Annotated in this window: 25 protein-coding genes; 4 read left to right on the top strand and 21 right to left on the bottom strand. The window is 64.8% G+C overall.

The genetic code is table 11. The annotated features are described in order from the left end of the window. Positions 1 to 11: 11 nt before the first annotated feature. Positions 12 to 1,601, bottom strand: a complete 1,590-nt coding sequence (gene nusA / locus ABSY17_RS21200; RefSeq protein WP_378945100.1) for a transcription termination factor NusA — start codon at positions 1,599 to 1,601, stop codon at positions 12 to 14. A gap of 51 nt (positions 1,602 to 1,652) precedes the next feature. Continuing rightward, positions 1,653 to 2,285 (bottom strand): ribosome maturation factor RimP, encoded by a 633-nt coding sequence (gene rimP / locus ABSY17_RS21205; protein ID WP_378945103.1) that lies wholly within the window; start codon positions 2,283 to 2,285, stop codon positions 1,653 to 1,655. A gap of 271 nt (positions 2,286 to 2,556) precedes the next feature. Between rimP and ABSY17_RS21210 the strand changes: the two genes are divergently transcribed. Further along, positions 2,557 to 2,721: a hypothetical protein gene (locus tag ABSY17_RS21210; protein WP_378945105.1), complete on the top strand. Its 165-nt coding sequence runs from the start codon at positions 2,557 to 2,559 to the stop codon at positions 2,719 to 2,721. Between the two features lie 258 nt (positions 2,722 to 2,979). Here the strand turns inward: ABSY17_RS21210 and ABSY17_RS21215 are convergent, their stop codons facing one another. The 4 genes from ABSY17_RS21215 to ABSY17_RS21230 all read right to left on the bottom strand — a co-directional run bounded on the left by ABSY17_RS21215 (position 2,980) and on the right by ABSY17_RS21230 (position 7,324). Continuing rightward, on the bottom strand, positions 2,980 to 4,494 hold the full coding sequence (locus ABSY17_RS21215; protein WP_378945107.1) for a tripartite tricarboxylate transporter permease: 1,515 nt from the start codon (positions 4,492 to 4,494) through the stop codon (positions 2,980 to 2,982). Positions 4,495 to 4,521: 27 nt separating this feature from the next. Beyond that, positions 4,522 to 5,010: a tripartite tricarboxylate transporter TctB family protein gene (locus tag ABSY17_RS21220; RefSeq protein WP_378945109.1), complete on the bottom strand. Its 489-nt coding sequence runs from the start codon at positions 5,008 to 5,010 to the stop codon at positions 4,522 to 4,524. Next, a complete protein-coding gene (locus ABSY17_RS21225; protein ID WP_378945112.1) occupies positions 5,007 to 5,951 on the bottom strand; it encodes a Bug family tripartite tricarboxylate transporter substrate binding protein in 945 nt (314 codons plus the stop codon). Before ABSY17_RS21225 ends, ABSY17_RS21220 begins: the two co-directional genes overlap by 4 nt. A gap of 308 nt (positions 5,952 to 6,259) precedes the next feature. Beyond that, on the bottom strand, positions 6,260 to 7,324 hold the full coding sequence (locus tag ABSY17_RS21230) for an ABC transporter substrate-binding protein (protein WP_378945114.1): 1,065 nt from the start codon (positions 7,322 to 7,324) through the stop codon (positions 6,260 to 6,262). A 117-nt stretch (positions 7,325 to 7,441) separates the two neighbouring features. Here ABSY17_RS21230 and ABSY17_RS21235 point away from each other — a divergent pair, with 117 nt between their 5' ends. Continuing rightward, positions 7,442 to 8,116 carry a response regulator gene (locus ABSY17_RS21235; RefSeq protein ID WP_378945116.1) on the top strand — a complete coding sequence of 225 codons (675 nt, stop codon included), beginning with the start codon at positions 7,442 to 7,444 and terminating at the stop codon, positions 8,114 to 8,116. Beyond that, positions 8,116 to 9,504, top strand: coding sequence for a sensor histidine kinase N-terminal domain-containing protein (locus ABSY17_RS21240; protein WP_378945118.1), 1,389 nt, complete (start codon positions 8,116 to 8,118; stop codon positions 9,502 to 9,504). Before ABSY17_RS21235 ends, ABSY17_RS21240 begins: the two co-directional genes overlap by 1 nt. A gap of 370 nt (positions 9,505 to 9,874) precedes the next feature. Here the strand turns inward: ABSY17_RS21240 and ABSY17_RS21245 are convergent, their stop codons facing one another. From ABSY17_RS21245 to ABSY17_RS21310, 14 genes are all read right to left on the bottom strand, one after another. Continuing rightward, positions 9,875 to 10,576, bottom strand: a complete 702-nt coding sequence (locus ABSY17_RS21245) for a tRNA (guanine(46)-N(7))-methyltransferase TrmB (RefSeq protein ID WP_378945120.1) — start codon at positions 10,574 to 10,576, stop codon at positions 9,875 to 9,877. A gap of 16 nt (positions 10,577 to 10,592) precedes the next feature. Next, positions 10,593 to 11,876 (bottom strand): methionine adenosyltransferase, encoded by a 1,284-nt coding sequence (gene metK, locus ABSY17_RS21250; RefSeq protein ID WP_378945123.1) that lies wholly within the window; start codon positions 11,874 to 11,876, stop codon positions 10,593 to 10,595. Positions 11,877 to 12,031: 155 nt separating this feature from the next. Beyond that, positions 12,032 to 12,451: a helix-turn-helix domain-containing protein gene (locus tag ABSY17_RS21255; protein ID WP_378945126.1), complete on the bottom strand. Its 420-nt coding sequence runs from the start codon at positions 12,449 to 12,451 to the stop codon at positions 12,032 to 12,034. A gap of 139 nt (positions 12,452 to 12,590) precedes the next feature. Further along, entirely contained in the window at positions 12,591 to 14,183 is a 1,593-nt protein-coding gene (gene lnt, locus ABSY17_RS21260; RefSeq protein ID WP_378945129.1) for an apolipoprotein N-acyltransferase, read from the bottom strand. A gap of 86 nt (positions 14,184 to 14,269) precedes the next feature. Further along, on the bottom strand, positions 14,270 to 15,340 hold the full coding sequence (locus ABSY17_RS21265; protein WP_378945131.1) for a hemolysin family protein: 1,071 nt from the start codon (positions 15,338 to 15,340) through the stop codon (positions 14,270 to 14,272). Positions 15,341 to 15,367: 27 nt separating this feature from the next. Next, the gene (gene ybeY, locus ABSY17_RS21270) at positions 15,368 to 15,874 is read right to left on the bottom strand and encodes an rRNA maturation RNase YbeY (protein WP_378945133.1); all 507 of its coding nucleotides are present in this window, start codon (positions 15,872 to 15,874) and stop codon (positions 15,368 to 15,370) included. A gap of 13 nt (positions 15,875 to 15,887) precedes the next feature. Next, on the bottom strand, positions 15,888 to 16,880 hold the full coding sequence (locus tag ABSY17_RS21275; protein WP_378952941.1) for a PhoH family protein: 993 nt from the start codon (positions 16,878 to 16,880) through the stop codon (positions 15,888 to 15,890). Between the two features lie 75 nt (positions 16,881 to 16,955). After that, positions 16,956 to 18,362, bottom strand: coding sequence for a tRNA (N6-isopentenyl adenosine(37)-C2)-methylthiotransferase MiaB (gene miaB / locus ABSY17_RS21280; protein ID WP_378945135.1), 1,407 nt, complete (start codon positions 18,360 to 18,362; stop codon positions 16,956 to 16,958). Positions 18,363 to 18,404: 42 nt separating this feature from the next. After that, the gene (locus ABSY17_RS21285; protein ID WP_378945137.1) at positions 18,405 to 19,211 is read right to left on the bottom strand and encodes a lysophospholipid acyltransferase family protein; all 807 of its coding nucleotides are present in this window, start codon (positions 19,209 to 19,211) and stop codon (positions 18,405 to 18,407) included. Between the two features lie 36 nt (positions 19,212 to 19,247). Beyond that, positions 19,248 to 19,736: a GNAT family N-acetyltransferase gene (locus ABSY17_RS21290; protein ID WP_378945140.1), complete on the bottom strand. Its 489-nt coding sequence runs from the start codon at positions 19,734 to 19,736 to the stop codon at positions 19,248 to 19,250. Then, positions 19,733 to 20,419 (bottom strand): tRNA (adenosine(37)-N6)-threonylcarbamoyltransferase complex dimerization subunit type 1 TsaB, encoded by a 687-nt coding sequence (tsaB, locus tag ABSY17_RS21295; protein ID WP_378945143.1) that lies wholly within the window; start codon positions 20,417 to 20,419, stop codon positions 19,733 to 19,735. The genes ABSY17_RS21290 and tsaB overlap by 4 nt, the downstream gene beginning before the upstream one ends. A 278-nt stretch (positions 20,420 to 20,697) precedes the next feature. Then, the gene (locus ABSY17_RS21300; protein ID WP_378945146.1) at positions 20,698 to 22,869 is read right to left on the bottom strand and encodes a malate synthase G; all 2,172 of its coding nucleotides are present in this window, start codon (positions 22,867 to 22,869) and stop codon (positions 20,698 to 20,700) included. Between the two features lie 134 nt (positions 22,870 to 23,003). Further along, entirely contained in the window at positions 23,004 to 25,034 is a 2,031-nt protein-coding gene (locus ABSY17_RS21305; RefSeq protein ID WP_378945149.1) for a hydantoinase/oxoprolinase N-terminal domain-containing protein, read from the bottom strand. A 94-nt stretch (positions 25,035 to 25,128) separates the two neighbouring features. Further along, entirely contained in the window at positions 25,129 to 25,302 is a 174-nt protein-coding gene (locus ABSY17_RS21310) for a hypothetical protein (protein ID WP_378945152.1), read from the bottom strand. 137 nt (positions 25,303 to 25,439) lie between these two features. On the opposite strand from ABSY17_RS21310, the gene ABSY17_RS21315 reads away from it, so the two are divergent. Further along, positions 25,440 to 25,922: a hypothetical protein gene (locus tag ABSY17_RS21315; RefSeq protein ID WP_378945154.1), complete on the top strand. Its 483-nt coding sequence runs from the start codon at positions 25,440 to 25,442 to the stop codon at positions 25,920 to 25,922. Positions 25,923 to 25,941: 19 nt separating this feature from the next. Here ABSY17_RS21315 and dtd read toward each other — a convergent pair whose 3' ends face one another. After that, positions 25,942 to 26,385, bottom strand: a complete 444-nt coding sequence (gene dtd, locus ABSY17_RS21320; RefSeq protein WP_378945157.1) for a D-aminoacyl-tRNA deacylase — start codon at positions 26,383 to 26,385, stop codon at positions 25,942 to 25,944. Position 26,386: the final 1 nt, after the last annotated feature.

The following is a 26,386-nucleotide window of genomic DNA, read 5'->3' on the forward strand; positions in this document are numbered from 1 at the left end:
CCCGCCTCACGTCACTCACCGGCGACGTCGGCAGGCTCTTCCTCGGACACTTCGTCCTCGGAGATCCAGCCGGCCATGCGGCGGGCAGCAACAACCATCTGTTCGGCGTCGGCGCGCGACACGCCGTAATCAGCAAGCACGCCGGGGAAGAACTTCGTCTCGCCGTCCTTGCGCTCTTTCCAGCCGACGAGGTCGTCGGCAGCGTAGCCGGCGAAGTCCTCGACCGTCTTGACGCCATCCTCGCCGAGCGCCACCAGCATCGCGGTGGTGATGCCGGGGATTTCGCGAAGTTCGTCCTGGACGCCGAGCGCCTTGCGCTTGTCGTCGTGCTCGGCCTCGATCTTGTCGAGATATTCGCGGGCACGGGCCTGGATTTCCGAGGCGGTGTCTTCGTCGAAGCCATCGATCGAGGAAATCTCGTCGGAATCGACGTAAGCGACTTCCTCGACGCTGGTGAAGCCTTCGGAAGCCAGCACCTGGCCGACCATCTCGTCGACGTCGAGCGCTTCCATGAACAGCGTCGAACGCTCGACGAATTCCTTCTGACGGCGCTCGGATTCTTCAGCCTCGGTCAGGATGTCGATGTCCCAGCCGGTCAACTGCGAGGCCAGGCGAACGTTCTGGCCGCGGCGGCCGATGGCCAGCGACAGCTGGTCGTCCGGCACCACGACTTCGATACGCTCTGCGTCCTCGTCGAGCACGACCTTGGCAACCTCGGCAGGCTGCAGCGCATTGACGATGAAGGAGGCGGCCGAAGGCGACCACGGAATGATGTCGATCTTTTCGCCCTGAAGCTCGGCGACGACGGCCTGGACGCGCGAACCGCGCATACCGACGCAGGCGCCGACCGGATCGATCGAGCTGTCACGCGAGATGACGGCGATCTTGGCGCGCGAACCCGGATCGCGGGCCACCGACTTGATCTCGATGATGCCGTCGTAAATCTCGGGCACTTCCATGGTGAACAGCTTCGCCATGAACTGCGGATGGGTGCGCGACAGGAAGATCTGCGGGCCGCGCTGCTCGCGGCGCACGTCGTAGACATAGGCGCGGACGCGGTCGCCATACTTGTAGTTTTCGCGGGGGATCAGCTCGTCACGGCGGATGATCGCCTCGCCACGGCCGAGATCGACGATCACGTTGCCGTATTCGACGCGCTTAACGGTGCCGTTGACGATCTCGCCGATGCGATCCTTGTATTCGTCGAACTGGCGATCGCGCTCAGCCTCGCGCACCTTCTGGACGATGACCTGCTTGGCCGACTGCGCGGCAATGCGGCCGAAATCCATCGGCGGCAGCTGTTCGGCGATGTAATCACCGAGCTGGGCGTCGGGATTGCGCTCGCGCGCCGAGGTCAGCGCAATCTGCGTGGCATAGTCCTCGACCTTGTCGACCACTTCCATCAGGCGCTGCAGCTTCATCTCGCCCGTGTTGGGGTTGATGTCGGCGCGGATGTTGGTTTCCTGGCCATAGCGCGAGCGCGCCGCCTTCTGGATCGCGTCGGCCATGGCGGCGATCACGATCTGCTTGTCGATCGACTTCTCGCGGGCGACCGCGTCGGCGATCTGCAGCAGTTCGAGCCTATTGGCGCTTACAACCATTGTCTTTCTCCCCGAGCTTCGAGCCGGACCGGGTCCAGCCACACGGCTCTGTCAGTCTTCCGTTTCGGTTTCTTCGTCTTCGCTCGCATCGTCGGTCTCGCCGCGATGCTTCTTGGCGTCCTTGCGGGCCCTGTTGTCCTTGCTCAAGGCATCGCGGATCAGGTCGTCGGTCAGGATCAGCCGGGCGTCGGAGATCGTCTCGAAGGGTACGCGCACCGTCGGCTCTTCACCATAGGCAGCCTGGTCGCGCTGGATCAGGATGCCTTCGTCGTCCGCTTCGGCAATCTTGCCACGGAAGCGCTTGCGGTCGGCAACCATGACCGAGGTTTCCATCTTCACCAGATGGCCGATCCAGTTGGCGAAATCCGACTTGCGGACCAGCGGCCGATCGATGCCGGGCGACGACACTTCCAGATGATACGCCTTTTCGATCGGATCCTCGACATCGAGGGCGGGCGAAACCGCGCGGCTCACCTCTTCGCAATCCTCGACGGTCATGGTGCCGTCTTCGCGCTCAGCCATGATCTGCAGCGTCAGGCCATTCTGACCCGAAAGCCTGACGCGGACGAGACGGAAGCCGATCGCGCGAATGACCGGCTCCACGATCAAGGCGACTCGGGCGTCGATGCCGGTCTCGCGGATGATGCGGTCGTCGCCTGTCTGTTCGGCTGCGTTTTCGGTCATTGGTTCTCCAAACCGCCGGTAGGTAACAAAAAAGAGCGGGACCGGGTGGACCCACTCTTCGTCATACCGACCAAGAATTTGACGCTCATATAGCCGAAGACGGCGTGGCTTTCAAGTGTCGGCGCCGTCCGCGTCCACCGGTCGACATTTTACAGACCTTTGCAGCAGATGCATGGCAAACATGCGTGAGCACCCCTACCGGATTTGTCGGAGACACCTATATTTGCTGCATCGCACAAACAAATGATGCGACGCAACAAGGATGATGAAGATGAACGCCCGCAAGCCCCTCGCACGCATCGGCGAACTGGTCCGTACCTTCGGCAGCGCCGTGGCTGCAGCAGCGGCGGTCGAGCGCGGTCATCGTCCAGACAATCAGGATCTGGTCATGCTGGGCATCGACCCCCGGCACTTCGACCGGATCCGCCGCTACTGAGTTTTCGACGTCAGGGGCAGAGAGCGCCCACGGGATCAGGCCCGCGTCCTCAAGGACAAGGGCTGCAGATCCAACATGCTGCGGCGTCCACTGCGTCTCCTTGCGGAGATGCGGCGCAGCAGGGATGCGCTCCGGAGCGGTGACCCCCAGCGGATTCGCCGCTCTGTCTCCTGGATTTCCTGGTTACAGGCGGGGCAAAAGAAAAAGCCGAAGCGCGGGTTCCCGGGCTTCGGCTTTTTCGTTTCCTGACCGAAGACCTCAGTCCTCGGCAGCGGCCAACTGGGCCAGCACCTTGCCCCTGCCGCGAGCCCGCAGATAAAGCGGCAGCAGCACGGCCGTCGCTGCAAGCAACAGCAGGACGATCGCAATCGGCGAGTGAACGAGGATCATTGGATCGCCCTGACTGATGGCCAGCGCACGGCGCAGTTGCTGTTCAGCCATCGGCCCGAGGATAAGCCCCACGACGACAGGCGCGATCGGATAGCCGAAGCGGCGCAGGCCATAGCCGAGCAGGCCGAATGCAAGCAGCATGCCGAGCTCGAAGGTCGACGGATTGGCGCCGATGGTGCCAAGCGTCGCAAACGACAGGATGCCGGCATAGAGCCAGGGTGTCGGGATGGTCAGCAAACGGATCCAGACGCCGATCAGCGGCAGGTTGAGCACCAGCAGCATCAGGTTGGCGACGAGCAGGGAAGCAATCAGACCCCACACGAGCTGGGAATTGGTCACGAACAGCAGCGGGCCGGGCTGCAGGCCGAACTGCTGGAAGCCGGCGAGCATGATGGCTGCCGTTGCCGTCGTCGGAAGGCCGAGCGTCAGGAGCGGCACCAGCGTGCCGGCGGCAGACGCATTGTTGGCTGCCTCCGGACCCGCAACACCCTCAATGGCGCCATGGCCGAATTCTTCCGGCTTTTCAGCCAGATGCTTTTCCATCGAATAGGACAGAAAGGTGCCGATCTCGGCACCTCCGGCCGGCATCGCGCCGATCGGGAAGCCCACGGCGGTGCCGCGCAGCCACGGCTTCCACGAACGCCGCCAGTCCTCGCGTGTCATCCACACCGATCCCTTGATTGCCTGGATGGTCGAATCGCCGCCCTTGGAGGCCGCAACGCTCAGTGCCTCACCGACGGCAAACAGCGCCACCGCCAGCGTCGTCACCTCGATGCCGTCAAGCAGGTCGGGAACGCCAAAGGAAAGGCGCGCCTGCCCAGTCTGCAGGTCTATGCCGATCAGGCCAAGCGCCAGGCCGATGAAGAGTGCGGTCAGCCCGCGCAGCGTCGAATCGCCGAAGGCGGCCGACACGGTCATGAAGGCGAGGATCATCAGCGCGAAATATTCAGCCGGACCAAAGGACAGCGCCATCTTGACGACCGTCGGCGCAATGAAGGCCAGGCCGATGGTGGCAATCAGGCCGGCGACGAAGGAGCCGATCGCAGCGGTCGCCAGCGCTGGCCCGCCGCGCCCGGCGCGCGCCATCTTGTTGCCTTCGAGGGCAGTAACGATCGAGGCGCTTTCGCCCGGCGTGTTGAGCAGGATCGACGTCGTCGAACCGCCATACATGCCGCCATAATAGATGCCGGCGAACATGATTAGCGACCCCGCGGGATCGAGCTTGTAGGTGACGGGCAGGAGCAGCGCGACAGTCAGCGCCGGTCCGATGCCGGGAAGAACACCGACAGCGGTGCCGAGCGTGACGCCGATGAGCGCATAGAGCATGTTCATCGGCTCGAGAGCCGTGAGCAGTCCCTGCGCCAGCAGACCGAACGTATCCATTTAGAGCCGAGCTCCCTTAAAAATCGCTCAGAACAGCAGGTGTTCGAGCGGGCCGGCGGGCAGCGAGAGCTGCAGTCCCTTGGCGAAGATGACCCAGATGACGAAAGACAGGACGATGCCGATGGGGATCGTCTTCCACAGCGGTCCGCGCCCGAATGCACGCGCGGTCGCGGCGAACAGCAGGCCAGTCGCGATCGCGAAGCCTGCCGCCTTGAGCAGCAGCATCTGTGCGGCGAGACCGCCGACGATCCACAGGATCGGACTGATTTCCTGGTGCTCGCGCTCGGGAAAATCGCCGCGGAAGGCCTCGAAGGCCGTCCAGATCGACAGGCCGAAGAACGCCACCGAGATCACATAGGGAAAGGTGGTCGGGCCGACGCGGGCATAATTGGCGGCAGTGCCATGGCTGGCAGTGCTCCAGGCGATCAGCGCGGCCAGAGCGGCAAGGCCGGCGGCGATGACAAGCGCCGCCCAGTCGGGGCGGCGCTTCGCTTCGTTGCGAGCGTCCTGGCTCATTTCACCAGGCCGATGTCTTTCAGGATCGCCGAAGTCGCCTCGTTGTCCTTCTTCAGCTGGGCTGCGAAGTCGTCGCCGGCGAGATAGGTGTTGGCCCAGCCCTTGTCGGCGAGGATCTTCTGCCACGAAGCCGAGGTGACCATCTTTTCGACGTCGGCGAGCACGGCGGCCTTCTGCTCGGCCGAGATGCCGGGAGCAGCGGCGACCATGCGCCAGTTCTGGATCGCGACATCGACGCCGCCGTCCTTGAAGGTCGGCGCATCGATGCCATCGACCTTGGCGTCGGCGGAGATGCCGATGATACGCAGCGTGCCAGCCTTGATCTGCTCGGCGAATTCGCCGTAGCCGGAGATACCGACAGTCACCTGGTTGCCGAGGATGGCGGCAAGCGCTTCACCGCCGCCCGAATAGGCGATGTAGTTGACCTTGGTCGGGTCGACGCCGACGGCCTTGGCAATCAGGCCTGCGGTGATGTGGTCGGTGCCGCCGGCCGAACCGCCGCCCCAGGAAACCGCACCCGGATTGGCCTTCAGCTTCTCGACGAGGCCGGCCATGTCCTTGATGTCGGAGCTGGCAGGCACGACGAGCGCCTCGTACTCGCCGGTCAGACGGGCGATCGGAGTGACCTGGTCGAGCGTGACAGGCGAAGCATTGGTCAGGATCGCGCCGACCATGACATAGCCGCCGACGATGAGCTGGCTCGGATCGCCATTGGCCTGGTTGACGAACTGGGCGAGGCCGATGGTGCCGCCGGCGCCCGGAACGTTGTTGACCTGCACGGAGCCCGAGATCTTCTCGTCCTGGAGCGCGGTCTGCATCGAACGCGCGGTCTGGTCCCAGCCGCCGCCGGGGGCTGCCGGGGCCATGATCTTGTAGTCGGCCGCAGCGGCCGGCAGGGCGAGCGCGCCCGCGATGATGGATGCCAATACGAACTGCTTCATTGCTGTCCCTCCCTTGCAACCCGCATATGCGGGGCAAATGCTTTTCAGTTTCGAGGCCCGCCTTCCAGGCAGCGTCTCGGAACATCGGGGGAAGGAGCCTGCCGGACCTTCAGCCGGCTTGATGCGCAGCGTTTCCCGCCCCTCCGCTCAGCGATAATGTCGCCGTCGGGCAGCATTTTTTGGAAACCTGTTCGAAGTCCTCCCGAACTTTCCGAGCCTCGCCGCCTCCAACGGACGGGCCAGAACCTCCCTAGCGCAGCAACCTGACATCTAACTGACACCGATGCGACAGGTTGGCTGCACCGGGGTCAGGGGCTGCGCAACGCCTCGTTCCAGCGTTCGATGACGCGGGAACGCTTGACCTGATCGAGATAGACCATCAGGCCGGGACTGACCGGTACGGGGCGCAGTTGGCCGCCAAGAACTTCCTGCATCCGGTTGGCGGTATTTTCGCCAGACACATCGGGATGCACGGCCGCGATCTGGAGTTCGCGCGCCATCACCGTCTGGCCTTCGTCCGACATGAAATATTCGAGATAGCGGCGGCCGAGGTCGGGCGACTTGGCGGCAGCCGGCACCAGCCCGATGCGCGACATCACCACCGTGTAGTCCTTGGGCAGGACGATGCCGACATCGGGATTGCGCGCCGCCCAGTCGGCGGCATAGGAGCCCAGAATGTTGTAGCCAAGCACGAAACGGCCATCGGCGATGCGTTCGAGGATGGCCCCGCTGGTCGAATAGAGCTTCACGCCGGCCGCGCCCATGGTGCGGATCACCGACCAGATATCAGGGTATTGTTCCTGGTCGCGCGCCATGAACATGAAGCCGACGCCCGAGCGCTCGATGTCGTAGGTGGCGATGCGGCCATAGACCTCGTCGCCCCTGGCCTTGAGGAAGTCGACGAACTGGCCGCGCGTCGCCGGCGGCGGCGCGTCCTTGAAACTCGGCTTGTGATAGACGAACACCGCCGGCTCGAAGGTCAGCGCATAGGCGGTGTCGCGCCAGTTGGCCCAGCGCGGCCAGCGGTCCGACAGCGGCAGCCGGCTTTCCTGGGCGTAGCCGTCATTGGCGAGCTTGACCTGCAGGTCCATGGCCGAGGAAAAGGCGATGTCGGCGGTACCGGTGCCCTCGTCCGTCTCTGCAACGACACGGTCGTAGATGTCAGTCGTCAGCAGATCCTCGTAGCGCACGGCGACGTCGGGATTGGCTTTCTGGAAGCCGTCGATCATCGGCTTGGCCAAAGGCGCATCGAGCGACGAATAGACCACCAGCGTTCGGGCGGCCGCATCGCCGTTCAACGCCGGAAAGATGGTAAGGTCGGCGCGCGCCGGAGCGGCAAGACAAACAAGGATGATGATAACGGCCAGGCGCATGATCGCCAGACCATGCATCAGCCGGGGCTGCCGCACAACGGCGAAGCGCAAAATGCGGCACTGGACCTTTGCTCGTCGAATGGGCATCGTCCGGTTGGGCGGGCAAGGAGATTTCGGTTGCGCATTCTGGTGGTGGAGGACAACGCGACGCTGGCCGGCGGCCTCGCCGCGGTGCTCAGGGGCAGCGGCTATGCCGTCGATGTCGTCGGCGACGGAGCGTCGGCGGTCGCCGTGCTGGCCACCGAGCGCTTCGACCTCGTCATCCTCGACCTCAATTTGCCGGAGATGGACGGGCTCGACGTGTTGCGCACCATGCGCGGCCGCCAGCACGACGCTGCCGTGCTGATCCTGTCGGCCCGGCATTCGCTCGACGAGCGGGTGAAGGGGCTCGATCTCGGCGCCGATGACTACATGGTCAAGCCCTTCGACGTCAGCGAACTGGAAGCGCGGGTGCGCACGCTGCTGCGCCGCCGTGCCGGGCTGAAGGCCTCCACCGTCTCCTTCGGCGAGGTGGCGCTCGACCTCAACACGCGCAGCTTTTCCGCGAGGGGGGCAGCCATCGACATCCCCGCGCGGGAACTCGCGCTGCTCGAAACCCTGTTCATGCGCGCCGGCAAGGTCGTCGCCAAGCAGGCGATCATCGAGTCGCTCGCCGGCTTCGACGAGGATCTGAGCGCCAACGCCATCGAGCAATATGTCAGCCGGCTGCGCAAGCGGCTCGCGCCCTACGGCCTGACCGTCCGAACGGCGCGCGGCATCGGCTATTATCTCGAAAAGCTGCCCCTCCCCTGATGGCGAGAACGAGACCCTATTCCCTGCGCAGCAGGCTGCTGCTGTGGCTTTTGGTGCCGCTGGTGGCGATCGGTCTTATCGCGCTGGCCGACACCTACTACGAAGCCGTCGACACGGCGAATGCCGTTTCCGACCGCGTGCTCGCCGGCTCGGCGCTGGCGATTGCCGAACGCGTCGTGGTCGCCGAAAACGGCGCGCTTGAGGTCGACATCCCCTATGTCGCGCTGGAAATGCTGACCTCCGCTGCCCAGGACCGCGTGTTCTACCGGGTCGACGGTCCGCACGGCTTCATCACCGGCTACCAGACGCTACCCGTCATCGGGGGCCTCGCCCGCGAGGAAAGCGGCTATTCCGACGCGACCTTCCGCGGCGAGCCGATCCGGCTGAGCTCGCTCTCCCGCGCCGCCTCGACCGGGGCGACCTCGATTCCCTTCGTCGTCACCATCGCCGAGACGACCATCGCCCGCACGCAACTGGCGCAGACGATCCTGCTGCGCTCGGCGCTGCGCCTGGCCATCCTGATCGGCAGTGCCGCGGCCATCGTCTGGCTCGCCGTCACTTTCTCGCTCCGGCCGCTCTACCGATTGCGCGACGCCATCGCCGAACGCAACCCCGACGACCTGCATCCGATCGAGCAATCGGTGCCCAAGGAGGTGCGCGGACTGGTCGACACCGTCAACTCCTTCATGGGTCGGCTGGGCTCGGCGTTGGGAGCGATGCGCCACTTCACCGGCAACGCCAGCCACCAGTTGCGCACGCCACTCACCATCATCCGCACCCAGCTGGCACTCGCCTCCCGGGCGCATTCGCTCGACGAGGCGCGGCAGGCGGCACGCATGGGCGACGAGGCGGTGGCGCAGGCCGAGCGCGTGATCGCCCAGCTCCTGCTGCTTGCCAAGGTCGACGAGGCGGCATCCGAGCAGCTGAAAAGCCTTGGCGCGGTGAACCTCACCGAACTCGCCCAGGCGCTCACCGCCGACCGCGTCACCCAGGCCCACGCCGCCGGCATCGACCTCGGCTTCGAGGGCGAGGAGGCGCTTTTCGTGCGCGGCGAGCCGATGCTGCTCGCCGAGATGATCCGCAACCTGATCGAGAACGCGCTCGCCTATGCCGGGCCCGACACCGAAGCCACCGTCAAGGTGATCGCGGACGGGGCCGAAGTCCTGCTCGAGGTCGAGGACACCGGGCCGGGCATCCCGACGGCCGAGCTGGAAAGCGTGCGCCAGCGCTTCGTGCGCGGCAAGGCGGGCGAAAAGCCGGGCGCCGGCCTCGGCCTGCCGATCGTCGAGGAAATCGCCGCCCTGTTCGGCGGGCGGCTGGAACTTTCGGCCGGGACCGACGGGCGCGGGCTCAGGGTGCGGGCGGTGTTGCCGGCGGTCGAGGGCTGAACCGCTTGTCTCGGTCGCGATGCATGCTGATGTATGGCAAGCGACTGCCATGAAGCCGCAACGGCATGGATTCCCGACACTCTCCGCTCGTTCCACTCGCTCACGAGGTCGGGAATGACGGATTGCAGATAGCGTCTCAGAAAACCTTCAACGTCTGCGTTTGGCATAGACACATCAGCGATGGTGTATGCCCAACGGTTGCGTTCGGCGAAACGCAAGCGTTGGCGGCTGGCGATGACAGCAAATGAAGCTCGTCATTCCCGACCTCGTGAGCGAGTGGAACGAGCGGAGAGTGTCGGGAATCCATGCCGTGACGCAAAGACTACGGAGCCGGCACCATGCGGAGTGGACAAGCCACCCGACGTCAAGTTCACACGCGCACAAACGTCAGATACGCCGGCGTGCGGTTTTCGCGGATCGCCTTGGCCTCGTAGCGCGTGCGGGTCCAGCCCGCGTAGGGCGTGTGCCAGTCGGCAGCCTCGGCCGCCTGCCATTCGAAGCCACCATGCACGCGGCAGTGCTGCAGCGTCCAGTTGACGTAGGTATCGATGTCGGAGGCGAAGCGGAATTTCGCGCCGCTCTTCAGCACGCGGGCGAAGCGGCCGAGATTGACCGGGCTGACGAAGCGGCGCTTCCAGTGCTTCTTCTTGCGCCACGGGTCGGGATAGAACAGGTCGATGCCGTCGAGCGATGCGTCCGGCAGCCAGTCGAGCAGCTGGGTGGCATCCTCGTCATAGAGGCGGATGTTGGCGAGGGGTGCGGCCTCGAGCGCCGTCGTCATCTTGGCCATGCCGTTGACGAAGGGCTCGACACCGATGAAGCCGGCGTCGGGATTGTTGGCGGCGATGTGGCGAAGATGCTCGCCGCCGCCGAAGCCGATCTCGAGCCTGACCTTCGAGACGGGCGCCTCGAACAGCGTGCGCAGGTCGGCGGGCGCCGGCGTGCCGAGGTCGATGCCCCAGCGGGCCAACCCGCTTTCAAGCGCTTCCGCCTGATGCGGACGGATGGGCTTGCCGCGCCGCCGCCCGAAGAAGGCTTCGCTCGTGCGGCTGCGGCGCGGTTCCTGTTCCATGAAACTGACGGTCGCCTCAGGCGGCGACCGCTTCCTTCGCGTCTACGGCGTCCTTGATCGCCTTCACCAGGTCGGTCTTCTCCCACGAGAAGGAGCCGTCACGGCCGGGCTTGCGGCCGAAATGGCCATAGGACGAGGTCTTGGCATAGATCGGCTTGTTGAGGTCGAGGTGACGACGGATGCCCGAGGGCGACAGGTCCATGACCTCGCGCAGCGCCTCTTCCAGCACCGCCTCGTCGACCTTGCCGGTGCCATGCAGGTCGACATAGACCGACAGCGGCTGGGCCACGCCGATGGCGTAGGACAGCTGGATGGTGCAGCGTTCCGCAAGCTTGGCCGCCACCACGTTCTTGGCGAGGTAGCGCGCCGCGTAAGCCGCCGAGCGATCGACCTTGGTGGTGTCCTTGCCCGAGAACGCGCCGCCGCCATGGGGGGCAGCACCGCCGTAGGTGTCGACGATGATCTTGCGGCCGGTGAGACCCGCATCGCCGTCAGGACCGCCAATCACGAACTTGCCGGTCGGGTTGATGTACCAGTTGCAATCCTTGGCGATCTGGAGATCGCCCAGCGCTTCGCGGATGTAGGGCTCCACGACGCTGCGGACCTTCTTGGAATCCCAGGTCTCGTCGAGGTGCTGGGTGGAAAGCACGATCTGGGTGACTTCGCGCGCTTTGCCGTCCTGGTAGCGCACGGTGACCTGGCTCTTGGCGTCAGGACCGAGCTTGCCCGCCTCGCCCTTGCCTTCGTGGCGGGCGGCGGCAAGCAGTTCGAGAATCTTGTGGCTGTAGTAGATCGGCGCCGGCATCAGGTCCGGCGTTTCGCGGCAGGCATAGCCGAACATGATGCCCTGGTCGCCGGCACCTTCTTCGCCCTGGCGGTCGGCGGCGTTGTCGACGCCCTGGCCGATGTCAGGCGACTGGCCGTGCAGCAGCACGTCGATCCTGGCGGTCTTCCAGTGGAAGCCGGCCTGCTCATAGCCGATCGCGCGGATGGCCTTGCGCGCCACCGCCTTGAACTTCGACGGATTGACCACCGGGTGACCGGCGGCATCCTTCACGATCTCGCCGTTCTTGTCCTTCTTGAGCAGCGTGTCGGGCACGCGAACCTCGCCCGCGATCACCAGCCGGTTGGTGGTCGCCAGCGTCTCGCAGGCAACGCGGACCTTCCACGGATCCATGCCGGTCTTCTTGGCTTCACGGTAGACGAGATCGACGATCTCGTCGGAGATGCGGTCACACACCTTGTCGGGGTGGCCTTCGGATACGGATTCGGAGGTGAAGAGATAATTCTGCCGCGACACGGGATGTCCCCTCTTGGAAAGCGATCGGCGCGGATGCCGATCTATTTGGCGCGACACGTGTTAGCGAAGCCTGCCAGAGCTCGTCAAGCAGGCTTTCGTCGCGTCAGTCTGTTAGTGGAGCGGAGTGGCGACGGCGCACCGCCGCCGCGCGTTGCTCACTGCTCTTCGTCGTCGGCCAGAACCTTGGCCAACTCGATGACCTTGCGCCGGACCTTGGGATTGGAAATCCGGGCAAAGGCGCGATTGAGCTGCAGGCCTTCGGCGCTGCTGAGAAAATCGACCACAAAACTGGCCGAAGAGTCCTCAGCCAGCCCTTTATGCTCACTGCCGTCTTGTCCGGGCGCGTCCTCGAAGAAGAACGCAACCGGAACACTCAGGATCTGGGATATGGCTTGCAGGCGGCTCGCCCCAACCCGATTCGTTCCTTTTTCATATTTTTGAATTTGCTGAAAAGTTATACCTAAGCTTTCGCCCAGCTTTTCCTGGCTCATTCCCAACATGTTTCGTCGCAGGCGAATTCTCCCGCCGACGTGGACGTCGGTCGGATTTGGTTTTTTCTTGTTTTCTTTTTCCACTGTCTTTCCTCGCCGGATTCTTCCAGCTGTATTATTTATCAGTCAGCCCAGTTGGACAGTTGATGGCACCCGGGCATGAGCACCACCAAGCACGACCTCTGGCCGCGCGCGAGCATATGAATTTCTAACAACCATAGTGTCAATTCGCCCTGAGCTTCTGTCGGAGCTTCAATCCACCTGCTGCGACGGCGAAAAGGAACAAAATGAGGAAACCGCCAAGCTGCCAAACTGGCCCCCTGGCAGCGCTTGAGACAGCCACAGGGACAGAGACATCAATGATGCCGCGCACATTCATCGCAAGCGCATCCACAACCCGTCCGCGGGGGTCGACAATGCCGGAAATTCCCGTGTTGGCCGCGCGCAGTACCGGCAAACCATTTTCGACCGCGCGGACCTGCGACTGCCGGAAATGCTGGTAGGGGCCAGGCGTATCGCCAAACCATGCGTCGTTGGTAACGTTTACCATAATCTGAGTTGACGCTGCGTCAACTGAAACGAGACCCGGAAAGATCATTTCGTAGCAGATGAAAGCCACCGACTTCAGTCCACCGGGTAACGCGAGCGGCCTCCGGTTGGTTCCCGCGGCAAAGTTCATCGGTCCCGCAACCAATTGCGACAGTCCGACGCGCGCCATCACGTCGGCGAACGGGATGTACTCCCCAAACGGCACGAGATGGACCTTGTCGACCGCCTCGACGATTTCGCCCTTGTCGTTGATGCTGACGACGGAGTTGTAATAGATCCCCGCCTGCCCCGCCGATGCCCCGCCTTCCAAACGTACCGCGCCCGCCAGCAGCATCTGGCCCTCGGCCAGTGTCTCGCCGATCGCTACCAGGGCGTCTGGCCGCTCTGTGAACAGGAACGGCACCGATGTTTCGGGCCATATGATCAGGTCCGGCTTCTCCGCCCCAGCCTTGGGCGGCGCGCTCGAAAGCTCTAGCAGGCTGGCAAAGATGCGATCGCGGACGGTGCCATCCCATTTTTCGGCCAGGTCGATGTTGGGCTGGACGATGCGGACATTGATCGAGCGTTCCGACGGCGTGGCGGGCACCGCCAGCCGGAAATAGCCATAGGCGGCATGCGCCGCCACCAGAACCGCAGCCAGCGAGAAACCCAGCTTGCGGTTGCGGCGCTCGGCAAGCAGCGCCGGGACCGAGAAGACGAAGACCGCCAGCACGTTCATGCCGGCGACGCCGACCACCGCCACGCTCTGCATCAACAGCGGCACCGGCATGGCGGCAAAGCCGATCGGGTTCCAGGGAAAACCGGTGAACAGGAAGGTGCGCAGCCATTCGGCGAGGCCAAAGGCGAAGGCGAGCGCCACGATGCGGCCGATGCCGTCGCTCCAGAGCAGCCGGGCCACCGCGGCAGCAAAGCCGTAAAAGAAGGCAAGGATCAGCGGGATGCCGACGACGGCGAGCGGCAGTGCCCAGGCAAAGCTCTCGGCCTCGACCAGCAGCGCCCCGCCGATCCACCACAGTCCGGCCAGGAAATAGCCGAAACCGAACCACCAGCCGGTGGCAAAGGCAGGTTTCAGACGGCGAAGGAAACCGGCGGGCGCATCGGCCACCGCCCCGTCAAGCAGCCACACCAGGACTGGAAACGCCACGAAACAGGCCGCGAAGAAGTCATAGGGCGCCTGCCCGAGAACGGCGATCGCACCGGCCATGAAGGCCAGCAGCGCCCGTTTCCATCCCCACAGCAGAATTGCCCGCCCAGCTAGGCGCTCCATCCATGCCCCTCGTCATCAGAATCACGGATCGAAGTTGTAGCAGGGCCGCAAGGCGGCACCAAATATCGTACCTTTGCCGCCAAGGATCAGGCCTGCTCGGCCTTGGTACGGCGGCGGCGCTCGCCCTTCTGGATATGGACGATGCGGACGCGCTTGACCCGGCGCGGATCGGCGTCGAGAACGTGGAACTCGAAGCCGGGGATAGCCTGAACGACTTCGCCGCGCGCCGGCACCCGTCCGAGCGAATTGAAGATCATGCCGCCGATGGTATCGACATACTCGCTGTGCTCGCCGGGCGAGAATTCATCGCCAAGAACCTTGGCGACGTCCTCGATCTCGGCCTTGCCGTCGACCAGATAGACGCCGTCGCCGGCCTGGGTGATCATCGGCTCTTCGTCGTCGTGCTCGTCCTCGATGTCGCCGACGACCATCTCGACGATGTCCTCGAGCGAGACCAGGCCGTCGGTGCCGCCATATTCGTCGATGACCAGCGCCATCTGGGTGCGCGTGGCCTGCATGCGCGCCATCAGGTCCGATGCCAGCATGGAGGGCGGCACGAACAATACGGTCCGGATCAGGTTTAGTTCGCCGATGCTGCGCTGGAGATCGACCTGCGCAAGGTCGAGCTGGATATCGGCCGGCGACTGCGTCTTGCGCGCCCTGCCCTTCTTGACGCGGCCGGCGCGGGTGATGTGGGCGAGGATGTCGCGGATATGGACCATGCCGCGCGGATCGTCGAGGGTCTCGACATAGACCGGCATGCGCGAGTGACCCGACTGCTCGAAAACACTGAGCACCTCGCCGAGCTTGGCGCTCAGTTCGATCGCCTCGATGTCGGCTCGCGGCACCATGACGTCCTCGACCCGCACTTCGCGGAGCCTGAGGATGTTGTTGAGCATGGCCCGTTCACCCGGCGAGAACGAGTCGGCGTCGCTGTCGGTATCGGCCAGCGCGTCGACGATTTCCTCACGGATGTTGGTGCCGCTGCGGTGCCGGAAATACCTGGTCAGCCGCTCGATGAAGGATGGCCTGTCAGCCTGGGCGTCGTGCGTCGCAGGTAACGGCGCACTCGTACTAGGACCGTCCTCGGTCTGTTCGGAGGCTTTTGCCGCGGTTCCCGTGTCGGGCGTGGCGGCAGTCTCGATTTTGTCGTTCATCGTGTTCCGGTCGATTGATCGTCCCTGTTACGCGTAGGGATCGGGAATGGCAAGCCTTGCAAGCGCCTGGCGCTCCAGCGCTTCCATTTCCTCAGCCTCGTCGTCGGTCTCGTGATCATACCCCAAAAGGTGCAGGAGTCCGTGGATAATGAGGTGGGTGATGTGGTTTTCGAGCGGCTTTCCTTCAAGCTCAGCCTCGCGCACCACCGTCTCGTAAGCCAGCACGATGTCGCCGAGCATCGGCGGCAGCGGGTCGCCCGGTGCGATCGGAAACGCCGGAAACGATAGCACGTTGGTCGGCTTGTCCTTGCCGCGCCATTCGGCATTGAGCTTCTGGATGCTGTCGTCGTCGGTGAAGACGAGGCTGAGTTCGGCCGGACCACCACCCTCTACCTCGGCCTCAGTGAAGGCTGCGGGCACGGCGCGGTCGACCAGCGCCCTGAGTGCTGCCTCATCCGACCAGGCGCCGGCTTCGATCATCAGGTCGATGTCGAGTTCGACGCCCGCTGTGGCCGGCGTTTCCTTGCTAAGCATCTGTCTGATCCGTTCAGTCTTCTGTGGCGAGACCGCGGGCCATCTTGCCGTCGCGGTCGTAGGCCCTGACGATCTCGGCAACGAGCGGATGGCGAACCACGTCGGCGTCGTTGAAACGCACCGTGACTGCGCCTGGAATGCCGTCGAGGATGCGAAGTGCCTCGACCAGCCCCGACTTGGTGTTCGGCGGCAGGTCGATCTGGGTCGGATCGCCTGTTATGATCATGCGCGAGTTCTCGCCCAAGCGGGTCAGGAACATCTTCATCTGCATCGAGGTGGTGTTCTGCGCCTCGTCGAGGATGACGGCGGAATGGGCCAGCGTGCGGCCGCGCATGAAGGCGAGCGGCGCGATCTCGATCACTTCGGCGGCAATCGCGCGTTCGACCTTGTCGGCCGGCATCATGTCGTACAGCGCATCGTAGAGCGGCCGGAGATAGGGATCGACCTTCTCCTTCATGTCGCCGGGCAGGAAGCCGAGGCGCTCGCCAGCCTCCACCGCCGGGCGCGACAGGATGATGCGCTCGACCATGCCGCGTTCGAGCAGCATGGCTGCATGCGCGACCGCCAGATAGGTCTTGCCGGTGCCGGCCGGGCCGATGCCGAAGACCAGCTCGGCGCGTTCCAGGGCGCGCATATAGGCGTCCTGGTTGGGCGAGCGGGCATAGATGGTGCGCTTGCGCGTCGAAATCTGCGCGGCCGCCATCTTGCCCTTGCGCTCAAGCGTCGGCAGCGTCAGTTGGTCGTCGGGAGCGACGGCCATGCGGACGGCGCCGTCTACGTCAGATTGGGCCAATTCGCCGCCTTTCTGCAGGATGGCATAGAGATGGTCGAGCGCCCGGCGCGCCTGTTCGGCGGCGTGCGCGCTGCCCTTGATGGTCAGCTGGTTGCCGCGCGAGCGGATGTCGACGCCGAGCTTCTGCTCGAGCCGCGCCAGGTTCTCGTCGAACTGGCCATATAGCGCACTGGCAAGCTTGTTGTTGTCGAAGGTCAGTACGATGTGCGCCATGTCAGATGCCCCGGAGGGCAGGTTCTTGAGTTCAGCAGCGCTCAACCGTCTCTCCTCATCTGCCGCGCGGGCCTATCAGACCGCTTCAGCGAACAGGCTGTTGGTGCCTGTCTTCGTGATTCGTACATCGATAATGTCACCGATTTCGCCGGCCTTTTCATCAACAATCACCGGCTGCAACCAGGGCGAGCGCCCGACGATCTGGCCGGGCTCGCGGCCGGGCTTCTCGACCAGCGTCGAAATGGTCTTGCCGACCAGCCCGTCGGCAAAGGCATGCTGCTGGGCGGTGATCAGCGCCTGCAGCCGCTGCAGCCGTTCGTCCTTCACCGCTTCCTCGATGTGGCCGTCCATTTCGGCGCCAGGCGTGCCGGGGCGCGGCGAATATTTGAACGAATAGGCCGAGGCGTAGTTGGTGGCGCGCACGATTTCCATCGTCGCCTCGAAGTCCGCGTCGGTCTCACCGGGGAAGCCGACGATGAAGTCGCCCGACATGGCGATGTCGGGGCGCGCAATGCGGATGCGATCGATCAGCTTGAGATAGTCGGCCGCCGTGTGCCTGCGGTTCATGGCCTTCAGGATGCGGTCGGAGCCCGACTGAACCGGCAGGTGCAGATAAGGCATCAGCGCGGCCAGATCGCGATGGGCCTCGATCAACTCGTCGTCCATGTCACGCGGATGGCTGGTGGTGTAGCGCAGCCGCGCCAGCCCCGGAATCTCGGCCAGGCGATAGAGCAGCCGCCCCAGGCCCCATTCCTTGCCGTCGGCGCCCTCGCCGTGCCAGGCGTTGACGTTCTGGCCAAGCAGGGTGACCTCGCGCACGCCGGCCTCCGCAAGCCTCTCGGCCTCGGCGACGATCTGGGCCACGGAGCGCGACACTTCCGAACCGCGCGTATAGGGCACCACGCAGAATGTGCAGAACTTGTCGCAGCCTTCCTGCACGGTAAGGAAGGCGGTGACGCCACGCTTGGCGACCTCTGCCTTCTTGGGCTGCGGCAGGTGCTCGAACTTGTCCTCGAGCGCATATTCGGTCTCAATGACCTTCTGCCCGCCGCGCGCCTTCTTCACCACTTCGGGCAAGCGATGATAGGTCTGCGGACCGACCACCAGGTCGACCGCCGCGGCGCGGCGCAGGATCTCGCGGCCTTCCGCCTGGGCGACGCAGCCGGTGACGCCGACGATCAACTCGCGGCCGTTTTCTGCCCGTTCGGCCTTGAGCTTACCCAGGCGCCCGAGCTGCGAATAGACCTTTTCGGCAGCCTTTTCGCGGATATGGCAGGTGTTGAGCAGCACGAGGTCGGCGTCGTCGATGGTCTCGGTCGCCGAATAGCCGTCCGCGGCGAGCGCATCGGTCATGCGCTGCGAGTCGTAGACGTTCATCTGGCAGCCATAGGTCTTGATGAAGACCTTCTTGACTGCTCCGGCCCCTGCGGTGGCCACTTCCGCCGCAGTCTCGGCGACGACTGTAGAGATTTCGAGTTCCATGCGGCGCCTAATAGCGCCTTTCCAAGGCAAAAAACAGACGGTTTAAGCCTTCCGCGCAGGCGTCGGCTCGCTGAGCGAGGCCAGCATCAGCTCGCGGACCCGTTCTTCCATCAGCCGCGTCACTTCCTTGCGGTTGGATTTCGCCGAAAACTCGATCGGCTCGCCGAAGCGGATCTCGACATCGAGCCCGCCCTCGGCCAGCAACTGGCCGACATGCGGCACCAGATCCATATCGCCGATCCAGCTGGCGATAGGCCGGTGCCGGCGGCCCATCGGCAGGCCATGGATATGCGTATAGGCGATCGACACGGGCTGGATCACCACATGATCGGCGGCACCCTCGGCAATCGCCATGGAGGCCGCGCCGAACAGCGTGCTCTTGAACGGCAAGAGCAGGTTGCCGTCGCCGGTGCTGCCCTCGGCAAAGAGTACCATGGCGTTGCCGGCAGCCAGGCGCCGGGCAATCTCGCTCGCCTGGTCGCCCGACTTGCGCTTGCGCTCACGCTCGATGAACACGGTGCGCTGCAGCCGCGACAGGAAGCCGAACAGCGGCCAGCCGGCAAGCTCCGACTTGGCAATGAAAGTGACGTCGACGCGCGAGCCGAGCGCCATGATGTCGGTCCAGGATATGTGGTTGGCGGCAATCAGCAGCGGTCGCGACTCGACCATCTTGCCGACCACCCGCACGCGCATGCCGAGTGCCTGCAGCATGACGCGGTGCCAGATCTTCAGGATCACGGTTTCGGGCCACAGGCCGGTCTTCATCGAGACGACCTGCAGCGGCACAAGGACAGCCGAGGCGGCGACCATCCAGGAAAGGGCGAGCCCCGTGCGGATCTTTCCGATCATGTAGCGCGCGACATCCTGTTCAGATCGGGCATCTGGCTAACGAAGATCGAGCCGCATGACAAGCGCGCCCGTCGCGCCCTGCGCCGACTGGTAGTAGTTGGGACGCTTGCCGACTTCATGGAAGCCGAACTTGCGGTAGAGGCCGATTGCCGGCGCATTGGTCTCGTCGACCTCGAGGAACAGCGCCTCGGCGCGCTGGGCGTGCAGTTCGCGCAGCACGGCGTCCATCAGCCGCCAGCCGAGACCATGGCGGCGGTGGGCGCGCGCGACCGCAATGGTCAGGATTTCCGCCTCGCCCGCCGCCAGCCGCGCCAGCACGAAGCCGGCGGGGGCAGCTCCACCCTGGCCCACTTCGCGGGCGGCAAAGCCGAACACCGTGTCCTGTTCGAGCAGCGACGAGAACTCCTCGCCCGACCAGGGACGCACGAAGTCCTCGTGATGCAACGGAGCGATGGCGGCGCTGTCTGCAACCGTCAGGGCCTCGAGCGCATAGTCCCGTTTAAGCGGCCAGAATGGGACCTTCATTTCCGCTCTTCCCTCGGCAGCACGAAACCGGCCTGCGGCTTGGCGTCAGGCGCGCGCAGATAGACGGGCTTTGGCCTTTCGCCGGGCTCCTTGGCGGCGGCGAGCATCGCATAGGTTCCGATGTCGGCGGTGGCCACCATCGGGCCGAATTCGAATGGTTTGGCGACGCCAACGGCGTCGGCGATCAGTTGGGCCGCCGTGCCCGCAAGGGCGACCTGCCCTGGCACTGCAAGAGCAGCCGACTCGGCTAGCGTCAGCACCGCCGGCTCGCGCAGCGCGGCACCGTTCTCGTCGTAGAGTGCCGCATGGATTTCTCCGCGGCCCGCATCGAGTGCCGCAAGTACTGTGCGGGGCCCAAGTGCCGCGCGTGTCTCGGCGGCCAACGCCTCCAGCGTCGTCACGCCGACAGCCGGGATTTTCAGCGCCAGCGACAGGCCGCGCACCGCCGATACACCGACGCGAACGCCGGTGAACGAGCCCGGCCCGGTGGAAACCGCCACCAGCCCGAGTTCGGCATAGCCAACGCCGGCCTCAGCCAGCGCCTCGTCGATGACCGCCATCAGGTGCTCGGCATGGCCCTTGCCAAGATCGCGCACCGAGCGCCCAAGCTCCCTGCCCGCGCCAGCATCGTAGACACTGGCAGCGCAGAGGCTTGCGGCGCAATCGATGGCGAGAAGGATCATGATGCAAGTCCTGTGACGGGGTAGCGCTTCGTAGCACCCCCCTCTGGCCTGCCGGCCGTCTCCCCCTCAAGGGGGGAGATCAGCAGACGCGGCCTAGCGCCCGTCCTCCAAGGTCCCAAGAAATACCCTTTGCGTCTCAGGTGGTTGGCCGAGACGCGCTTGCAGGCCTGATCTCCCCCCTTGAGGGGGAGATGGCCGGCAGGCCAGAGGGGAGTGCGAAAGGACGCCAACATAGATGTTAAGCTACCACGGACTGCTTAGCATTCCGTTGGCAATGCTCAGCCCCTGTCCTTCGCCTTCAGCTCCAGCCGGCGCCTGTGCAGGACCGGCTCGGTGTAGCCATTGGGTTGGGCGCAGCCCTCGAAGACGAGGTCGCAGGCCGCCTGGAAGGCGATCGACTTGTCGAAATCAGGCGCCATCGGGCGATAGAGCGGGTCGTCGGCGTTCTGGCGGTCGACGATGGCCGCCATGCGCTGCATCGAATCCATCACCTGGTCGCGCGAGCAGACATTGTGGCGCAGCCAGTTGGCGATGTGCTGGGAGGAGATGCGCAGCGTCGCACGGTCCTCCATCAGGCCGATGTCGTTGATGTCGGGAACCTTGGAGCAGCCGACGCCCTGGTCGATCCAGCGCACGACATAGCCCAGGATTCCTTGCGCGTTGTTGTCGAGCTCGTGCTGGATTTCCTCAGGCGTCCAGTTCGGGCGCACCGCCACCGGCACCGACAGGATGTCGTCGAGCTTCGCCTTGGGGCGCGACTTCAATTGCGCCTGCACCGCATGCACGTCGACCTTGTGGTAGTGGGTGGCGTGCAGTGTCGCCGCCGTCGGCGACGGCACCCAGGCAGTGTTGGCGCCCGCCTTCGGGTGGGCGATCTTCTGTTCCAGCATCGCCGCCATCAGGTCGGGCATCGCCCACATGCCCTTGCCGATCTGGGCATGGCCGGCGAGGCCGCATTCGAGCCCGGTGTCGACGTTCCAGGCCTCGTAGGCTGAAATCCACGACGCCTGCTTCATGTCGCCCTTGCGCACCATGGGTCCAGCTTCCATCGAGGTGTGGATCTCGTCGCCGGTACGGTCGAGGAAGCCGGTGTTGATGAACACCACCCGCTCCTTGGCGGCGCGGATACTCTCCTTGAGGTTGACGGTGGTGCGCCGCTCCTCGTCCATGATGCCCATCTTGATGGTGTTTTTGGGCATGCCCACGAGTTGCTCGACCCGGTCGAAGATCTCGACGGCGAAGGCCGCTTCCTCGGGGCCGTGCATCTTCGGCTTGACGACATACATCGAGCCGGCACGGCTATTCATGCGGCGGCCATTGGCGCCGACGTCGTGCAGGGCGATCAGCGCGGTGATCGCCGCATCCATGATGCCTTCCGGCACCTCGTTGCCGTCGCGGTCGTGGATCGCTGGATTGGTCATCAGGTGGCCGACATTGCGCACCAACATCAGCGAACGGCCGGGCAGCGTCACGGTACCGCCATCGGGGGCAACGTAGCTGCGGTCGCCGTTGAGCCGGCGGGTGACGGGCTTGCCGCCCTTGTCGAAGGTTTCCGACAGGTCGCCCTTCATCAGGCCGAGCCAGTTGCGGTAGACCGCGACCTTGTCTTCGGCATCGACGGCTGCGACCGAATCCTCGCAGTCCTGGATGGTCGTCAGCGCCGATTCCAGCACCATGTCGGCAATGCCGGCCGGATCGGTCTTGCCGATGGCGCTGTCGCGGTTCACCACCACCTCGACATGCAGGCCGTTTTTCTCAAGCAGCACCGCCTCGGGGCTTGCCGTGGCACCGCGATAGCCTGCGAACTGCTTTGGTTCGCGCAAGGCAACCACACCGGAAGCCGTTGCAAGCTGCAGCGCCCCGCCCTCGACGGCAAGGCCGGTGACATCGGCCCAGCTGCCGGACGCCAACGGTGCCGATTCATCCAGAAATGCCTTGGCCCAGGCGATGACCTTTTCGCCGCGCTTGGGATTGTAACCCTTGCCTTTCTCGGCGCCATCGGTCTCCGGGATCGCGTCGGTGCCGTAGAGCGCGTCGTAAAGCGAGCCCCAGCGGGCGTTCGCCGCGTTGAGCGCATAACGCGCGTTCATGACCGGCACCACCAGCTGCGGACCGGCAACTGAAGCGATTTCGGCGTCGACATTCTCGGTCGTCACCGCAAAGGCCGGGCCCTCGGGCACGAGATAGCCGATCTCGGCCAAAAACGCCTTGTAGGCGCCCATGTCGTGCGGCGCGCCGTTGTCGCGATACCACTCGTCGAGCTTCACCTGGAAATAGTCGCGTTTGACAAGCAGCGCCCGGTTCTTCGGTGCAAGATCATGGACGATCGCCGAAAAACCTTCCCAGAACTTCTGCGCATCCACCCCGGTGCCAGGCAGCGCCTCGCCGACTACGAAGTCGTGAAGCTCGCGCGCAACGCGAAGGCCGAAAAGCTCGATGGTATCGGTCATGACATATCCTCCAGAATTCCCGCACCGCGGAGGCGGCAAAGATTGGGCATGGGGCGTTTGGCACGCAAACCCGGCAGGGTCAATTCATACGGCCTCGCAGGCCCCGATTTCGGCAACTTCCAGCACGGTGGCCGTCAAACAGCAATGCGCGGACGGCCGCTGGCCGTCGCCACCAGATGCGCCTCGATGAACATCCGCTGCCCTTCGACTGTCGACACGTTGATGTCGGTGACGAGTTCGATCTCGGCGGCATCGGAGCCCGCCTCGCGGGCCCGCGCAGCGACGATTGCGCGTGCCTCGGCCTCGGCCAGCGCCATGGCGGCGTCCTCGTCGGTGAAGTCGCGCAACAACTCGCCGACCGAGACCCTGAACAGCCCTTCCTTGGGCTGGCTGACCCGCGCTTCCGCCGTCACCCTGACCTGACCGACCACCGCCCCAAGCGCATTGGCAACATCGGTATCCTCGGGAACCACGCATTCGTTGCCAACCAAAGGCGGCAGGCCGGCATAGTGCAGCGGTGCCGATGCGCCCAGGCCGATGACGGGCCGGTCGAGCGCAACGGAAAGCCGGGCGATGCCCTCATGGCCATCGACGGCCCGCTGCACCAGCGCGTGCGCCACGGTGGCGGCACCGTCGAGTCCGTCCTCGGCGAAGGCGGTTTCAAGGATGACCTCAGCCGAGAGCCGCGTGAGTGCCACGAGCACGCGCTCGGCCAGCGCTTCCGGCGTCGCCGCGATCGGCTGGCCGCGACCATCGCGCTTGCGAGCGAACAGTTCGGCACCGAGGCGGGCGGCAGCCTCGTCCCAATTGGCCTGGCGTCCCAGCACATGCGCGGCATCCGACGGCGTGAAGCCGATGACATGGACCAATCCGCGCGAAACGAGCCGATTGAGGGTGGCGCTCTGGGCATTCGAGGTCAAAAGCACCCGGTCGATCGGAAGCGGTACCGATGTGATCGCCTCGTAGAGCTTGGCCTCCGGCAGCGTCAGCCCGGCGGCAAGCCTGTCGGGCACGCCGGTGCGGACAGCGAAGCGGCCATCCATGCGACCGGGATTGGGCGCGCGCAGCTGGCGTTCCAGTTCGCCCGTCACCGCCTCGCCATGCACCATGCCGGCGAGCGCCAGCGGTACGAGGCGGCGCGGCCCAAGCATGATCTTCGGCGCAAGCCCGCCGTCCTCGAGCGAGACTTCCGAATCCCCGCCTAGGCCGAAGGTGCGCATGGCAACCGCCTCGACCATGGTGCGGAAACCGCCTACGGTGGCGCCCTCCGGGTCGAGCCGCGGACGGCCGTGATCGAGCACCGCGACATCGGTGGTGGTGCCGCCGATATCGGAGACGACGGCATTGTCGAGCCCGGTCATGTGGCGAGCGCCGACGAGGCTGGCAGCGGGACCGGACAAAATCGTCTCGATCGGCCGCTGGCGGGCGAATTCGGCCGACACCAGCGCACCATCGCCACGCACCACCATCAGCGGGGCTTTTATCCCGCGCGCCTCCAGAAAGCTTTCGGTGGCGGCGACGAGGCGGTCGATCATCGAGATCAGCCGCGCATTGAGCAGCGTGGTCAACGCGCGGCGCGGGCCACCGAGCTTGGACGACAGCTCGTGACTGGCGGTGACGGGCAGGCCGGTCATTTCGCGGATGAGATCGCGGGCGGCGATTTCGTGGGCCGGGTTGCGGGTGGCGAAATAGGCGCAGACGGCAAAGCCCGAGACCGATTTCGTCAGCTCTGGCAACGCCGTCTCCAGCGCAGAAAGATCGAGCGACCGGGCATTGCCGTGGACATCATGGCCGCCCTCGCACAGCACCAGCGGGTCGGTGCCGAGCGCGGTCTTCAGCCCGTCGCGCGTTAGGTCGGCCTCGGCAAAGCCGACCATAACCAGTGCCACCCGTCCGCCCTGGCCCTCGACCAGGGCATTGGTGGCGAGCGTCGTCGACATCGACACCAGCTTGATGTCAGCGGGATCGACCCGGGCCTTTTCCAGCACCGCGTCGACCGCGCCCGAAATGCCTTCGGCGAGATCGTGGCGGGTGGTCAGCGCCTTGGCCTTTGCCGCCACTGTCCCCTTGGGGCCATGTTCTTCCGACCACAGCACCGCGTCGGTGTAGGTGCCGCCGGTGTCGATGCCGAGGAAGAGCGGGTGCTGGCGCGGTCTGTTGTTCATGCGGATATTCCGGAATTCACGATCTCCGTCCCGCTTAGCCGATATGCCGACCAAAGGAAAATTGGCCAGCCACCGCAATCGACCGGCTCAGCCCTCAGCCCATCGGCGGCGAAATCTGCTCATCCTGCTCGACGGTCAGCGGTTTTATCTCTTCATGCAGCGGCTCGACCACCTGATGCGGCGCGGCAACGGGCGCCGGCGGCACCGGTTTTGGGCTGGCGCAGGCACAGAGGGTTGCCAGGGCAACGAAGACGGGGAGCGATTTCATGGAGCGGCGTTAGGTGGGAGGTGTGGCACAATCGCGGCGGCAGATGAGCGCGGGGTGCTGCCAAGGTCAAGGCGTTCCTGACAGGAGCCTGTCAGGAGGGATCGGCTATTCTCCCCTCCAACAAGGAGGAAGATGGCATGAGTGGCTTTGACGATTTCGATTTCCTGATCGGCGACTGGACGGTGACCAACCAACGCCTGCGCGAGCGTCTGGTGGGTTCAAGCGAGTGGGAGACGTTTGACGCCTTCTCCCGCGTGGAAAAGGTGATGCAGGCGCCCGACGGGACCTTTGGCGGCAATCTCGACCAGATGGCGGTGCCCGAGCGCGGTTTCACCGGCATGACGCTCAGGCTCTACAATCCCGGGACAGGACTGTGGTCGATCTACTGGAGCGACACAAAAAGCCACCGGCTGTTCCCGCCGATGGTGGGGCGGTTTGAGGAGGGTCGCGGTGAGTTTTTTGGCGATGATGTCGAGGGTGGTGTGCCGGTGCGCGTGCGGTTTCTCTGGACGCCGGGGGAAAGCCCGCGCTGGGAGCAGGCGATGTCTAGGGATGGTGGAGAGACTTGGGAGGTGAACTGGGTGATGCGGTTTGGGAAAACCCCGCCCGGCCACCGATAGCCCAGCGGACCAAACGTCGCTAAAGCGCTTCCGTATCGAGCCAGATCGTCACTGGGCCGTCATTGACAAGCGCGACCTTCATGTCCGCGCCGAAGATGCCGTTGGCGACCATGACGCCGTGCGAGGCAATCTGGGCAGAAAAATGCTCGTAGAGGCGGCGGCCATCCTCCGGCTTCGCCGCGGTCGAGAAGCCCGGGCGATTGCCCTTGGCTTCGGCGGCCAGAGTGAATTGGCTGACGATGAGGGCCTGTCCACCGGTGTCGAGGAGCGAACGGTTCATGCGGTCCTGCTCGTCACGGAAGATGCGCAGGTTGACCACCTTGCGGGCAAGCCGCTCGGACTGGGCTTCTGTGTCGCCTTGCATGGCGCAGACGAGCACCAACAGACCGGGGCCGACCTCGCCGGTGACCGCGCCGTCGACGGTGACGCCGGCCTGGGAGACGCGTTGAACAAGTGCGCGCATG

The sequence above is a fragment of the Mesorhizobium sp. ANAO-SY3R2 genome (assembly GCF_042466635.1).
GTDB lineage: Bacteria > Pseudomonadota > Alphaproteobacteria > Rhizobiales > Rhizobiaceae > Aminobacter.

Excerpts from the sequence above, each read along its gene's own strand:
- ABSY17_RS21300 (WP_378945146.1), bottom strand. The coding sequence starts at position 22,869 with ATGACCGATACCATCGAGCTTTTCGGCCTTCGCGTTGCGCGCGAGCTT.
- ABSY17_RS21230 (WP_378945114.1), bottom strand. The coding sequence starts at position 7,324 with ATGCGCCTGGCCGTTATCATCATCCTTGTTTGTCTTGCCGCTCCGGCG.
- ABSY17_RS21275 (WP_378952941.1), bottom strand. The coding sequence starts at position 16,880 with ATGGCGCACATCGTACTGACCTTCGACAACAACAAGCTTGCCAGTGCG.
- ABSY17_RS21215 (WP_378945107.1), bottom strand. The coding sequence starts at position 4,494 with ATGGATACGTTCGGTCTGCTGGCGCAGGGACTGCTCACGGCTCTCGAG.
- lnt (WP_378945129.1), bottom strand. The coding sequence starts at position 14,183 with ATGGAGCGCCTAGCTGGGCGGGCAATTCTGCTGTGGGGATGGAAACGG.
- ABSY17_RS21290 (WP_378945140.1), bottom strand. The coding sequence starts at position 19,736 with ATGAAGGTCCCATTCTGGCCGCTTAAACGGGACTATGCGCTCGAGGCC.
- ABSY17_RS21210 (WP_378945105.1), top strand. The coding sequence starts at position 2,557 with ATGAACGCCCGCAAGCCCCTCGCACGCATCGGCGAACTGGTCCGTACC.
- ABSY17_RS21305 (WP_378945149.1), bottom strand. The coding sequence starts at position 25,034 with ATGAACAACAGACCGCGCCAGCACCCGCTCTTCCTCGGCATCGACACC.
- tsaB (WP_378945143.1), bottom strand. The coding sequence starts at position 20,419 with ATGATCCTTCTCGCCATCGATTGCGCCGCAAGCCTCTGCGCTGCCAGT.
- miaB (WP_378945135.1), bottom strand. The coding sequence starts at position 18,362 with ATGGAACTCGAAATCTCTACAGTCGTCGCCGAGACTGCGGCGGAAGTG.
- ybeY (WP_378945133.1), bottom strand. The coding sequence starts at position 15,874 with ATGCTTAGCAAGGAAACGCCGGCCACAGCGGGCGTCGAACTCGACATC.
- dtd (WP_378945157.1), bottom strand. The coding sequence starts at position 26,385 with ATGCGCGCACTTGTTCAACGCGTCTCCCAGGCCGGCGTCACCGTCGAC.
- ABSY17_RS21315 (WP_378945154.1), top strand. The coding sequence starts at position 25,440 with ATGAGTGGCTTTGACGATTTCGATTTCCTGATCGGCGACTGGACGGTG.
- ABSY17_RS21220 (WP_378945109.1), bottom strand. The coding sequence starts at position 5,010 with ATGAGCCAGGACGCTCGCAACGAAGCGAAGCGCCGCCCCGACTGGGCG.
- ABSY17_RS21310 (WP_378945152.1), bottom strand. The coding sequence starts at position 25,302 with ATGAAATCGCTCCCCGTCTTCGTTGCCCTGGCAACCCTCTGTGCCTGC.
- nusA (WP_378945100.1), bottom strand. The coding sequence starts at position 1,601 with ATGGTTGTAAGCGCCAATAGGCTCGAACTGCTGCAGATCGCCGACGCG.
- ABSY17_RS21225 (WP_378945112.1), bottom strand. The coding sequence starts at position 5,951 with ATGAAGCAGTTCGTATTGGCATCCATCATCGCGGGCGCGCTCGCCCTG.
- ABSY17_RS21240 (WP_378945118.1), top strand. The coding sequence starts at position 8,116 with ATGGCGAGAACGAGACCCTATTCCCTGCGCAGCAGGCTGCTGCTGTGG.
- ABSY17_RS21285 (WP_378945137.1), bottom strand. The coding sequence starts at position 19,211 with ATGATCGGAAAGATCCGCACGGGGCTCGCCCTTTCCTGGATGGTCGCC.
- ABSY17_RS21245 (WP_378945120.1), bottom strand. The coding sequence starts at position 10,576 with ATGGAACAGGAACCGCGCCGCAGCCGCACGAGCGAAGCCTTCTTCGGG.
- rimP (WP_378945103.1), bottom strand. The coding sequence starts at position 2,285 with ATGACCGAAAACGCAGCCGAACAGACAGGCGACGACCGCATCATCCGC.
- ABSY17_RS21265 (WP_378945131.1), bottom strand. The coding sequence starts at position 15,340 with ATGAACGACAAAATCGAGACTGCCGCCACGCCCGACACGGGAACCGCG.